The organism is Mucilaginibacter sp. P2_A5 (assembly GCF_056404995.1).
Genome location: NZ_JBFUCY010000014.1, coordinates 47,173 through 60,953, shown reverse-complemented (window position 1 = coordinate 60,953; position 13,781 = coordinate 47,173). Strand labels below are relative to the sequence as shown.

Genomic DNA, 13,781 nt, shown 5'->3' with positions numbered 1-13,781 from the left:
TAATGACATATAATAAAACATATATTCAGGAACTAATAATTGACAAAATTGCAGGGGCGATAAGTGAAGAGGACGACCATATACTTCAGCAGGCCATACGTGCAGACCCCAAAGTTGCAAAACTTTGGATGGAAATGCAGGATACTTTAACCTCTGATAAAGCTAAATTCTTTTTTGACAATATAGACGAAAATGCAGCCTGGGATAAAATTGAACCCCAAATTGAACAGGTAAAGGCAATTCAATCAAAGCAAAAGGGATTTATAAAATGGATGTCGGTTGCTGCCTTGCTGTGCGTTACGCTTTCGGCCGTTTATTATTGGCAGGCAAAACCTGTTACCAATTCAGTAGCCGTAAAACAAACAAAAAAGCCATCGATAGAGCTGCGGATGGCCAACGGACAACAAATTGATTTATCCGACACCGCCAAAAGCGTTATTAACACCCCTTTTGCCAATATAAAAAAAGGGGCCAATGGCCTGAGTTATACGCTTGGCGATGATAAGGCTCAAACCTGGAATACCCTTATTGTACCGGCAGAATTAGACTACCAGATAGCCCTATCGGATGGCACACAGGTTTGGCTTAATTCGGCTTCAAGTTTGCGCTTTCCGTTTTCATTTACAGGTGCCAACAGGGAAGTTTATTTAACCGGCGAAGCTTTTTTTAAAGTAGCCAAAAACGCGGCCCACCCTTTTATTGTTCATACCGATCAAACAAATGTGCAGGTACTTGGCACCGAGTTTAATGTAAATAGCTACCATCCAAATATGACCACTACGTCACTTGTTGAGGGTAGCGTATCTACAAGTGGCCAGCATAACGAAAAACTTTTACTTAAGCCCGGATACCAGGCTGTTTATACCCCCGTAACCGGCTTTTTAAGGCAACCATTTGATGCTGGCACAGAACTGGCCTGGATGCATGGCCAATACTATTTTCATAACCAGAAGCTGCGCGATATAAGCGAGGTACTACAGCGCTGGTTTAATTTGAAGGTTGTTTTTGACGATGCCGGCAGAGCTGAAAACACATTTAGCGGCGCTATTGAAAAAAACAAACCAGTGCAGGTTTTTATCCAAAACCTAAAATCTTCTGCCGGCGTGGATGCTATTATTAAAGACAATGTTTTACATATAAAGTAAGGCTGCCCCAAAAGCAAATTCCCGCAAGCACATATCAATTTATACAAAACCGGCTTCCAGATAAGCGCGGTTTTGTAGGTTAAAAGGGTCTGTTGAATTATTTTTTTCCTTACCGGCATTTAACAGAACATTTTTTTTAAAAATTTCGTTCACCCATTTTTCTCAGAAGCGGTCTTTAGTAAAAACCCAATTATAAACCAATAAACTATGGAGAAAATTTTATTTTACCGGCGGCTGCTACTGCCTGTTTTTATTTTTTTATGGGGTACCCAGTTTTGTAACGCACAAACGCAAAATCCGGGCCCGATAACACTCAAAAAGGCTAATATCACCTTAGCCGATGTGTTTCAATCCGTTAAAAAACAAACAGGGCTAACAGTTTTTTACAGCAACAATTTATTAAACGACAGGGAACTGGTAACGGTTGATTTTCAGAATGCCAGTGTGCAGGATGTTTTTACGTTTCTTTTAAAAGGCAAAAGCCTGCGTTATGTACTACGCGATCAGCTTATCGTCATTGAAAAAGTCGCGGTCGAAAAACCAGTTCCGGCAACGCCCAGAAAAGAGCCGGCACAGGCGCCATTGCCCAAAACCTTGCAAGGTACAGTTATCGACGAGAAGGGCCTTACCCTGCCCGGCGTAAGTATTAAAGTAAAAGGTACCGGCATAGGTACTCAATCGGATGTTAATGGTAAGTATTCTCTTAGTCTGAAGGGAACCGATAAAACCATCATCACATTTTCATTTGTAGGATCTAAAACACAGGAATTTGATTTAAACAACTACCAGCCATCAAATGGTACATATGTATTAGATGTAACCATTGGTACCGATAAAACCGCATTAGAGGAGGTTGCCATTGTAGCTTACGGTACCCAGAAAAAGACAAGCTTAGTGAGCTCTATAACCACTATAAGCCCCAAACAACTTAAGGGCCCGTCAAGTAACCTAACCACTATGCTTGCAGGCGTTGTGCCGGGGATGATATCATACCAGCGCAGCGGTGAACCGGGCGCCGATAATGCCCAGTTTTTTATACGCGGCGTTGGCACCTTTGGTGCCGGTAAAGTTGACCCGCTGATTTTAATTGATGGTATTGAATCGTCAACCACAGATCTGGCCCGGTTACAACCCGATGATATTGCTGGTTTCTCAGTATTAAAAGATGCCACTGCTTCATCGCTATACGGTGCGCGCGGTGCAAACGGCGTAATACTGGTAACCACTAAACGAGGCGATGTAGGCGCGGTTAGATTCAATGTGCGCGGCGAAAATTCAACATCGTCCAACATCAAGAACATCGACCTGGCCGATAATATTGCTTATATGACTTTGGCCAACGAGGCGGTACTCACCCGTAACCCGCTGGGTGCCCTGCCTTACTCGCAAAACAAAATCGACCATACAGCTAATGGCGACGATCCGCTGCTGTACCCCAGTAATAACTGGATAAAACAGTTGATAAAAACCAAAACAAGCAACCAAAGGTTCAACATGAATGCCAATGGCGGGTCCGAAAAAGCGAAGTACTACTTAGCCATGACCTATAATATTGACAATGGTAACCTGGCCGAAAATAGCCTGAATAATTTCAGCAACAATATTAAGCTGCAAGCATACTCCATTTTATCAAATACCACCTTAAACCTCACTAAAACTACCGAAGTTGTAGTTAGCTTAAAAGGGCAGTTTGATAGCTATCACGGCCCTATCGGCGGTGGCGGCTTTACCTTTTTAAATGCTTTGTGGAGTAACCCGGTAGCTTTTCCGGCTATCTACCCCAGCAATTTATTGCCATATGTAAACCATCCGCTTTTTGGGAATGCCATTATTCCCAGTGGCGGCCTGTATGTCAATCCTTATGCACAATCGCTTTCAGGTTTCCAAAGCTCAAATACCAGTACTTTAACCGCACAGTTAAATTTAAACCAAAAGTTTGATTTTATTACCCAGGGCTTATCAGCAAGGGTTATGGCATATACAACCCGCTATTCGTACTTCACCGTAGCACGCCAGTATAGCCCTTATTATTATCAATCAAATGTACTGAACGGACAATTTAATGGCTTAACGTTACTTAACGATGGATCATCGGGAAGTATAGGCGCCACGCCAACCGAGTATTTAACCTATAGCCCGGGGGGGAGCGTATCCAACGCTACTACTTATATCGAAACAGCCATAAACTACAACCGCACATTTGCCGAGAAGCACGCCATCAGCGGTTTGTTAATTGGTACTATGCGTAATTATCTTACCGCTAACGCGCCAACGTTACAGTTATCGCTGCCATCGCGTAACCAGGGTGTATCGGGCAGATTTACTTATGGTTACGATAACCGTTACCTGCTTGAATTTAACTTTGGCTACAATGGTTCCGAGCGTTTTGCCAGTAACCACCGGTTTGGCTTTTTCCCATCAGTAGGTGCCGGCTGGGTTGTATCAAACGAAAAGTTTTTTGAACCAATGCTTTCAACTATTGATAATCTTAAATTCAGGTTTACTTATGGTTTGGTGGGTAACGACCAGATTGGATCGGCAAACGACAGATTTTTTTACCTGTCGGATGTGAACTTAAACAGCGGCAGCAATGGTCAGTTTGGTACCAATTATGCCTATAGCAGGCCTGGTGTGGTTACCTATCGTTATGAAAACCAAAATATTACCTGGGAGCAATCAAGGCAGACCAATATAGGTATGGATTTAACTATTGCAAAAGACTTTAGTTTAACCTTAGATGCATACCAGAACAAACGGGATAACATTTTAATGGTGAGAAGTACCATCCCTACTTCTATGGGTTTACAGGCCAACATATCGTCAAACGCGGGTAAGTCATCAAGCAAGGGCGTTGATGTTGCCATGGATTACAAGAAAAACTTTACCAACTCTTTCTGGATCCAATCGCGCGGTACGCTTACTTACGCTAAAAGTAAACTGTTAAAAAACGAAGAGCCCGTTTACCCTGATAACCTGCAATACCTGACCAGGGTAGGTAACTCTTTAAGCCAGATTTACGGTCTTGTTGCCGAACGTTTATTTATTGACGATGTAGATGTAGCCAACTCACCGGTACAAAGCTTTGGCAATTATAAAGCCGGCGATATTAAATACCGCGATATGAACGGCGATGGCAAAATATCCAGCTCAGATGTGGTGCCGATAGGCCACCCGCTTGTGCCCGAGATTATTTATGGTTTTGGTTTCTCTGTTGGGTATAAAAACTTTGATATCAGCGCATTCTTCCAGGGGTCGGCCAGGTCGTCCTTTATCATCAATTCTGCCAATATTTCGCCTTTTTACCTGGTTAATGGGTACCAGCAAAATACTGGCCTCAACTCTGGTAACCAAAGCGGCTTGCTGAGCTCAATAGCCAATGATCACTGGTCAGAAGACAACCGGAACCCGTATGCCTTTTGGCCTCGCTTAAGCAGCACTATCCAGGAAAATAATACACAAACATCAACATGGTGGTTGCGAAATGGCTCTTTCCTGAGGTTGAAATCGGCAGAAATTGGATACAATTTTACAAAAAATCAGCTTAAAGGCATTCATTTGAATAGCGCACGTATTTATGTAAACGGCCTAAACCTGTTAACCGTAACCGGCTTTAAACTGTGGGACCCCGAAATGGGAACTTCCGGCCTGGGATATCCAATTCAAAAGGTGTTTAACTTGGGCTTAAGGGTAGAATTTTAAAAGCTTTCAAATCAATTATATGAAAAGTAATTTTATACAAAAAATTAAGCATACAGTATTAAGCCCCGCACCTAAAGGGTATATCGCCCTGCTATCGGTGGCTTTAATGATAATTTTGCCGGTATCATCCTGCAAAAAATCATTCCTGGATGTTGTTCCTGATAACGTATCAACAATAGCCAACGCTTTCGTGTCAAAAACCGAGGCAGAAAAGTATCTGTTTACCTGTTACTCTTACCTGCCTACAGAAACCGACCCTACCTATAACGTAGGCCTTACCGCCGGCGATGAAGTTTGGGTAGAAGACCCGGCAGGACACATCCGGCCAACAAACGTATTGCAGTTGCCAAGGAATTCTCAGAATTCGTCAGATCCTATTGCCAATTACATGAACGGTACCCGGGACGCGGCACCAAACTACAAGGCCATACGCGATTGTAACGTTTTTATCGAGAACGTAAGCGACGTGACGAAGGTTCGCGATTTGGATATTGATACCCGCGAGCGCTGGATAGCCGAAGCACAGTTTCTGAAGGCTTTTTATCATTTCCAGTTGTTCAGGGCTTATGGACCAATTCCTATTATCGATAAAAACCTGCCTATCGATGCATCGATAGACGAAGTAAGGGTAAAACGCCGCCCGGTTGATGAAGTGGTCAATTATATAGCCGGTTTATATGACCTGGCAGCAACAAAATTGCCTTTGACTATCAGGAACGAAGGTAGCGAACTGGGTCGTGTTACCAAAGCTGCAGCTTTAAGCATGAAAGCAAAATTATTGGTAACTGCCGCAAGCCCGCTGTTTAATGGTAACCCCGACTATAATTCCTTTAAAAATAAAGACGGAGAACTGCTATTTAATTCGGCCTTTAGCGCCGAAAAGTGGCAACGTGCGGCTGATGCCTGTAAAGCAGCCATTGATTTTTGCGAGGCGCAAAGTATACAATTGTACACTTTCCCTGCACCAACCCTGCCGCTTAGCCAAACTACCATGACGCAAATGAGCATCAGGAACGCCATGAGCGAAAAATGGAACGACGAGCTGATATGGGGTTTAACTGCCAATAATAATATCAACTTTAACTCATTCCTCCAATCGATGTGTGCAGGCCAGTATGATTTTGATAATGCGGATGCAGCAAAATCGGCCAACCGCCCTCTGCTTGGCCCTACTATAAAAATGGCCAAAATGTTTTACACTAAAAATGGGGTGCCTATTAATGAAGATAAAACGCTTGATTTCAGCAACATATCGCAGCTACGGGTGGGTACTCACGATGAGCGCTTTAATATCAAAGAAGGCGAAACTACCGCCAGGCTTAATTTTGACCGCGAACCACGTTATTATGCCGACCTTGGGTTTGACCGTGGCGTATGGTATATGGCCAACAGCCCAACCCGTACCGACGAAAATACCTGGTGGTTAAAAGCCCGAGGCGCCGAAGTAGGCCAATCGTCGCCAATACCAATTGCCGGTTTTTATATGAAAAAAGCGCTTAACTGGCATTATGAATGGTCAACAGTTTCCTATATCAATTACCCTTGGCCCGAAATGCGCCTTTCTGATTTGTATTTGCTTTATGCTGAAGCGTTAAACGAAGCCCAGGGGCCGGTAGCAGATGTATATACCTATGTAAACCGTATACGGGCAAGGGCCGGTTTGCCTACCGTGCAGGAATCATGGACAAACTATAGCATCAACCCAACCAAATACACCACTAAAGACGGGATGCGGTCAATCATTCAGCGCGAACGCTCATTGGAGCTTTGTTTTGAGGGCCATCGTTTTTGGGACTTGTTGCGCTGGAAAACTGCGGGTGCCGAGCTTAACGGAAACGTAACAGGATGGACGATAAATGAAAATTCGCCCGAATTGTATTACCGTGAACGATCAATCTTTTCGAGGCACTTTGTAATTCCGCGCGATTATTTATGGCCAATACAGGAAAACGACCTGTTGGTTAATCAAAACCTGGTGCAAAACCCTAACTGGTAAATGTATAGCAATAATATGTTTAACAATAAAAACATTAAAATGAAAACACTGAAATTACGGGTGGGCTTCTATATCGGGCTATTAGCAATAATAGCAACCGGCTGCAAGCAGGAAACACTCAATAAAGCTACCATAACCAATAACAATGCCCCCGGAGTTGTTAGCAATGTACAGGTGCAAAACCAAAACGGCGCGGCCAGTTTAACATACACGCTGCCCGGCGATCCCGACCTTTTTTATGTAAGGGCTGTTTATGAAATAGCGCCTGGTAAAACACGCGAAGTAGTGGCATCGCACTATACCAATACGCTAACTGTTGATGGCTTTGGCGATACGCTGGCGCACGTAGTAAAGCTATATGCTGTAAACTCAAGCGAAAAGGCATCAGCCCCGGTTACTGTTACCGTTAACCCGCTAACACCGCCCTTCATCCTGGCCTTCCGGTCGCTTAAAGTAACGCCTACTTTTGGTGGCTTTAATGTAACCTGCGATAACCCTACCAAAGACAACCTGGCCATTGTACCTATGGTTGATACAGCTAATAACCATTTATATGTACAGCCAAAAGGAATGGATAATATTTACAGCAACAGCGTTTTAATTAAAGCGGCTGTACGAGGCCAGCCGGCTATTGAAAGGAAATACGCGTTTTTTGTAAGAGACAGGTTTTTAAACCGTTCCGACACTTTATTTTTGAACCTTACGCCGTACTACGAAGAACAGTTTTCAAAATCCGACTGGTCTCCATATGTGCTGCCAGGAGACGCCACCCCTCTTTATCCAGGTTATACAGATATAAATAGAATTTACGACGGCAACTTTACAGGTGGCTGGCCAAATTGTTTGTTTACAGAAGAGAAGGCCGGTAGTCCGCAGACGGTAACCCTTGATCTTGGCAAGCCGCGCATATTCAGCCGTCTTATACTTAACCCTTTTATTGAATTGGGTAACGTATACTACGTAAGGGGCAATTTAAGGGAATTTGAAATCTGGGGCTCCAACAATCCTAATTTAAGCGGTGCCCTGGATGCATCCTGGACCAAACTGGTTACCTGCACGGTAATAAAACCCTCCGGCTCGGCATCAGGTACAGAAACCACCGCCGATCAAACTTATGCACATGATGGCTGGGGCTTTGATTTCCCTGCAGGGCTAAGCTCATACAGATATGTACGCATCAGGAGCCTCCGCAATTGGACTGGATCGTACTTTATGAGCATCAGCGAGTTCACATTGTTTGGGAAGTAGTAAATGTTTAAACGCATTTTTTAATTAGATTTTGATTATGAAATATTATAAAATAACATCATACCTCCTGTTAGTGTTAACGGCATTTGTTATAAGCGCCTGCACTAAAATGGATGATTACAAAAAGAAATACGAGCCGAACGGGCCTATCATTTATCCCGGCAAACTGGATTCTGTGCAGGTGTTTTCGGGCAGGAACCGGGTGCTTTTAACCGGCCTTTTCACATCTGATCCTAAAATTGTAAAGTACCGCGTGTATTGGAACAGTAAACAGGACTCGATAGAAAAAGCGGTAACCCGCACATCTGGCGTGGATACAGTAAAACTGCTTATATCCGGTTTACCCGAGGGCGTAATGAGCTTCGAAATTCGTACGTATGATAACGCCGGGCACATATCTATCCCGGTTAACTTAGCCGGCAATGTATATGGCAGCCTATACCAAAGTTCGCTCGCCAACCGAGGCATAGCCAAAGCCGAATTACAAAATGACGGATCGGCCCTGATTAACTGGGCCGATGTTAATGCCGACGACGGTTTAATTTCCATGCGAATTAAATATACCGATGTTACCAGCAAGCAACACGATACGTTAATAACATCGGTACCAACAGACTTAAGTACATCGCTGCCCAAATTTAAGGCGGGAAGCTCTATCAGCTATAGTACAGCCTTTATACCAAACAAAACGGCTATAGATACTTTTTATGTAGATTATCAAACCCACAGTGTAAAGGCCGAGGTAACCAGCATTTATTTATCAAACGTAAGCAGCCCCTTTCAAAGGGCTACCTTTGATGGAAGGTGGGGTACCCTTGCCGCGCCATGGATTACAAATGCAGCCGCTAAAAACAAGGATAACGGTGTTAATGGCGGCTACAGCTCTGATGCCGGCGGTGTTATTAACTGGGAAACATGGAATAATAGCCCCGTTGTTGATGGGATACTATATCAACCCACCTCTTCGCCGCTACCTGCCGGAGAGTATACCGTTTTATTCGATGCATATTCAGAAGTTCAAGCTAATTCCACCGTTTATTGTGTTGCTGCAGCAGGCGGAAATGGCTTGCCGGTACTTGCTAACCTTTCCACAGCATTGGGATCCGCTGGTATGTACAATGGAGTTCCGGTAGGTAAAACGGGCCCCAGTTCCAGGGAAACAAGAAGTTTTACATTTAAACTTACCAGTCCGCAGGTTGTATCAATCGGATTTTTAGGAAACATGGTTGGCAACGGCAACCCGGGCAACTATTTCCAGGTATTTAGTATCAAACTATATAAAAACTAACCCCTGGTTTTTATTAATAGTGAAACCGTCTCATAAGCAATTATGGGGCGGTTTTTTGTTGATTTTAGTTTAAGATGAAGGGAAAACCGGGTAACTTTAAAACCCCAAAGGCAAATTTAAAACAACATCTTGCTAACACGAAACGGGCTTATTGAACTTTGGGTAAACTTGAATTAGGCGGCTTTGCCGGAAACCTATTTTTTGTTCGAGTATAATCCGGGTTTCTTCATGACGGGCTTTACGGGCATCAAATAGTCGATGATAACATCTGTATCGCAAATTACCCTTTCCGCTGCCATCCGGATTTCCTTAAATCAGTTGCATCCATTCCTTTTCCGGTAAAAACCTCGTGCAGTTCTGAAACATCTATTGCATCATCGCCTGGTATCACGGTAACCCCGTTTATATAAAACTCCCGTTTCTTTTTGGCAGCGGGATGTTGGTCAGCAACAGAGAAGCCCAGGTATTTCCCCAGATCTTTTAAAGCCTCCAGCGTTTTGCCGTTTTTATACTTTATAGTTACTTCTTTCATGATGCAATTTTCCCGGGGTTATTTTAACAAACAATATAACGAATTATTCCATAAAACCGGCAAGCTGAAACACGGACATCCTGGTGTTGAATGATGATGGGAAAACTTTGGTGTTTCGGTGTCTCCTCTTTAAAAAGATCCAGAGGCCTTTGTTAAGTAACAAATTATTTATCTCCGAGTTAAATTGCAACCCGGCGTACTATGCTGGCGAGACCTTAGCGGGTGAAAATCCATTTTAAACATGTTATTTCTTTTATATATAAAGCATAACTATTATATTTATAGACACTTAACTTTATCACACCCATCATGACAACTAAACGCGACTGGCTGGATTACCTGGATTTTGCAATTAAAACAATCGGGGGAGGCATCCTCTTCGTGCTGACAACTTACTTACACGAGTCAAACGATCTAAATAAAGCAGCAAATGCACTGAAACAACAAGAAATAGATAATACGATGAGATTCGGTGTGTTTGCGCAGTCAATGATCAAAGATTTGCTGGTACAAGATCAAGATTCTTCTAAATTAAAGACTGATTTAACATTTATCACTTTAAACCGAACTATTGGGGATAAGGATACTATATTAATTGGAGAGCTGGGTGCAAGAATGATTAAAGATTATTATAAAGCAAGGGAACAGGCTGACACAAAATCAATAGATACTGTAGCATATGAAGACGAAATGGCTACCGTAGCCAATATTGTTAAGGACCGAGATACTATTGCATACATAAAAGCCATGGGGTATAGGGACGCTTACAATTCATGGCTGTATAAAAAGTTACAACATGCCGTGTACTTAAAAGCAAACAAGTCAACTAAGCCGGCAAATGGGGCAAAGACTACCGATACTGAGAGTATTGCCGAAAATATTCCAGATAAATCGTGGGCACAATTAACGCTCATCCCTTCTAAGGCTACAGTTTTTATTCAGGTAAATAAGACCAGTGACAGTGCACGTGTTTGGGCAAACGATTTACGAGCGCAATTAAATAATAAGGGATTCAACGCTCCCGGAATAGAAATGATTACAAAATATCCATTTTATAACTCAATCCTATATTATTATGATGCCGATAAAGCCGCTGCAGACAAAATAAAAAACGAGGCGAAAGACATTTTGAAAATAGATATGGTCCCAAAAAAGTTAACTAACAGCAAAGTACACCGCGGCACTATTGAGCTTTGGGTAAATTACTAATAGCTGCTCTATGCGGTAGTCAACTACAGTTTACTCCATGACCTGTCCCTTTGGGTCGACCTTGAAAGAGAACCACAATGTTATTAAGCAATGATTCACGCAAAGACGCCAACGCCTTCCTGAATCATTGCTATGGTGTTTTGTTGCTTAACTTAATAGAGCAGTATGGACAATTACCCATGACCTATGAACAGCCGCCACTATTTCAACAAATGATAAACCATAAAACTGGCCGAATACGCCAGCACCGTCATGTAAGCAAACTGGGCGGCGGGCCAGCGCCAGTCTTTAGTTTCACGGTATACTACAGCCACTGTGCTGGCGCATTGCATGGCAAAGGCATAAAACATCATGAGCGAAAAGGCTACAGCTAAAGTAAACACCGGCTTACCTGTATCAGGGTTGGTAGCGCTATGCATTTTTTGCTGAACAGATTCCATCTTGTCAGCGTCGCCTTCTACACTGTAAATGGTGGCCATGGTGCCCACAAAAACTTCGCGGGCAGCAAAGGAGCTAATGAGGGCTATCCCTATTTTCCAATCGAACCCTAAGGGCTTAATAACAGGTTCAATTACGTGGCCAAAAACACCGGCATAGGAGTTTTCCAGCTTTTCGGACGCGATAACTTTACTCAGGCTATCGGGTGTCATGGTTTTGGCGAACCTGGGCTGGCTATAGGTTTTATCTATTTGCGCAAACTTATCGCCGGGCCCGTATGACTTTAGCACCCATAGTATAATAGATACAGCTATAATCACTTTTCCTGCCTGCAGTACAAATGTTTTAGACCTGTCATACATCGTAAACGCCACATTCTTCCACCGGGGCATGCGGTAAACGGGCAGCTCCATAATAAAGTAGCCGCGTTCGCGGGCCTTTAGAATAAATTTCATGACAAAGGCAACGGTAATAGCCGATACAATGCTGAGCAGGTACATAGCTGTCAGCGCCAGGCCCTGCAGGTTAAAAAGCCACCAAACGTTACGGTTGGGCACCACCAGGGCTATCAATAAGGTATAAACCGGTAACCGGGCCGAGCAGGCTACCAGCGGGGTAACCATGATGGTAATCATCCTGTCTTTCCAGTTTTCGATATTACGGGTGCTCATAATTGATGGCACAGCGCAGGCAAAGCCACCAATAAGCGGCACTACCGATTTTCCGTTAAGCCCCACTTTACGCATCACTTTATCCATCATAAACGTAACACGCGACATGTAGCCCGTATCTTCCAATACTGATATCAGCGCAAACAAAATAGCTATCTGCGGTACAAAAACCAACACGCCGCTTAAGCCGGCCAATACGCCATCGACCAATAAACTAACCAGCGGGCCAGCCGGCAACACTTTGCTTATGGCACTTTGCATCCATAAAAACAAATCGCCGATGAGTTCCTGCGGATAAGCCGACCAGGAAAATATAGCCTGGAAGATGAACAACAGTATGGCAAAAAATATAATAAAGCCGAATACCTTATGTGTTAATATTTTATCTATTTTATTGCTTACCGTTTCGTCATGGGCCGTTTCGGGCTTTTTAACTGTATCGTATAGCAGGTCGTTTATAAAATTGTACCTGGCAATGGTTTCAGTTGCCTGGGCCTTTTGCGAGTGGAAGGAATGCTCTTTTTCCAGCTGTTCAACACGGTCACTTTCCCCGGTAGTTAAAAAACCAAGCGTTTCGTGCTGGTGGGCCAGTTGCAGGGCAAAATAAGGGTTATCTATTTTGTACTCGTTTTGTATTTGTGCTATAAGCCGGGGAGCAATGGCTTCTACATCAATGGTATCTTGCTGCAGGGCAATTTTATTGGCGTAAGCAATGGTTGTTTTAAGCTGATCAATCCCCTTTATTTTACGGGCCGATATAGGCACCACCGGCACGCCCAGCTTTTGGGCGAACAGGTTTACATCAATTGTAATACCCGCCTTTTCAGATACGTCAATCATGTTGAGGGCAACCACAACCGGAATTTTCAGATCGGCTATCTGCGTATACAGCAGCAGGTTGCGTTTAAGGTTGGATGCATCCAGGATCACCACAATCAAATTGGGCACCATGCCTTTGGCTTTATCGGCCAAAACAGAAAATACAATAGATTCGTCTTTACTTTTGGGGTAGATGCTGTAGGTGCCGGGCAAATCGATGATCTCGGCGGTACGGCCGTCGGGCAGCAGGCAAAAACCTGTTTTTTTGTCGACAGTAACCCCGGGAAAATTTCCTATTTTTTGATTAAGACCGGTTAAAATATTGAACAGAGTTGATTTACCGGTGTTTGGGTTTCCTACAAGCGCAACTCTTATATCGGCTTTCAATGCTTACAAAAACTACTGCAAAATAATAGTGGAGGCCTCAAATTTACGAAGGCTTAACTGATAACCTGAAACATGGATAGCTATCGGATCGCCAAGGGGGGCTATGCGCGAAATTTTAATTTCCTCACCCGGTAAACATCCCATTTCCATCAATTTAACCGACATTTCAAGGTCGGTAAATTCCTTAACAATTCCTGTTTCGCCTACTTCAAGTTGTGAAAGTGTCATCGTATAAAATTAACCTGAGCAAATGTAAGCTTATTTATATTAAATCCAAATAAAGAAGAAGCTTTAGATGTGCAAATTTCAGATGTGCAGATATGCAGATGAAAAATTTACATGCGGATGT

General features: G+C 43.3%; 9 protein-coding genes. 6 read left to right on the top strand and 3 right to left on the bottom strand.

From position 1 onward, the window contains the following. Positions 1–2 precede the first annotated feature (2 nt). The 5 genes from AC1DXF_RS13800 (at position 3) to AC1DXF_RS13780 (ending at position 9,376) form a co-directional block, all read left to right on the top strand. The gene (locus AC1DXF_RS13800; RefSeq protein ID WP_477449321.1) at positions 3–1,145 is read left to right on the top strand and encodes a FecR family protein; all 1,143 of its coding nucleotides are present in this window, start codon (positions 3–5) and stop codon (positions 1,143–1,145) included. Between the two features lie 207 nt (positions 1,146–1,352). Further along, positions 1,353–4,844, top strand: a complete 3,492-nt coding sequence (locus tag AC1DXF_RS13795) for a TonB-dependent receptor (protein WP_477449320.1) — start codon at positions 1,353–1,355, stop codon at positions 4,842–4,844. Between the two features lie 19 nt (positions 4,845–4,863). After that, a complete protein-coding gene (locus tag AC1DXF_RS13790) occupies positions 4,864–6,840 on the top strand; it encodes a RagB/SusD family nutrient uptake outer membrane protein (protein ID WP_477449319.1) in 1,977 nt (658 codons plus the stop codon). A gap of 39 nt (positions 6,841–6,879) precedes the next feature. After that, the gene (locus AC1DXF_RS13785) at positions 6,880–8,088 is read left to right on the top strand and encodes a DUF5000 domain-containing lipoprotein (RefSeq protein ID WP_477449318.1); all 1,209 of its coding nucleotides are present in this window, start codon (positions 6,880–6,882) and stop codon (positions 8,086–8,088) included. A 37-nt stretch (positions 8,089–8,125) separates the two neighbouring features. After that, the gene (locus AC1DXF_RS13780) at positions 8,126–9,376 is read left to right on the top strand and encodes a DUF4998 domain-containing protein (RefSeq protein ID WP_477449317.1); all 1,251 of its coding nucleotides are present in this window, start codon (positions 8,126–8,128) and stop codon (positions 9,374–9,376) included. 280 nt (positions 9,377–9,656) lie between these two features. On the opposite strand, the gene AC1DXF_RS13775 is transcribed toward AC1DXF_RS13780, so the two are convergent. Then, positions 9,657–9,908, bottom strand: a complete 252-nt coding sequence (locus tag AC1DXF_RS13775) for a hypothetical protein (RefSeq protein WP_477449316.1) — start codon at positions 9,906–9,908, stop codon at positions 9,657–9,659. A gap of 309 nt (positions 9,909–10,217) precedes the next feature. Between AC1DXF_RS13775 and AC1DXF_RS13770 the strand changes: the two genes are divergently transcribed. Continuing rightward, entirely contained in the window at positions 10,218–11,117 is a 900-nt protein-coding gene (locus AC1DXF_RS13770; protein WP_477449315.1) for a hypothetical protein, read from the top strand. A gap of 200 nt (positions 11,118–11,317) precedes the next feature. Here AC1DXF_RS13770 and feoB read toward each other — a convergent pair whose 3' ends face one another. Next, positions 11,318–13,432: a ferrous iron transport protein B gene (feoB, locus tag AC1DXF_RS13765; protein ID WP_477449314.1), complete on the bottom strand. Its 2,115-nt coding sequence runs from the start codon at positions 13,430–13,432 to the stop codon at positions 11,318–11,320. A 12-nt stretch (positions 13,433–13,444) separates the two neighbouring features. Beyond that, positions 13,445–13,660, bottom strand: a complete 216-nt coding sequence (locus AC1DXF_RS13760) for a FeoA family protein (protein WP_090640265.1) — start codon at positions 13,658–13,660, stop codon at positions 13,445–13,447. Positions 13,661–13,781 lie beyond the last annotated feature (121 nt).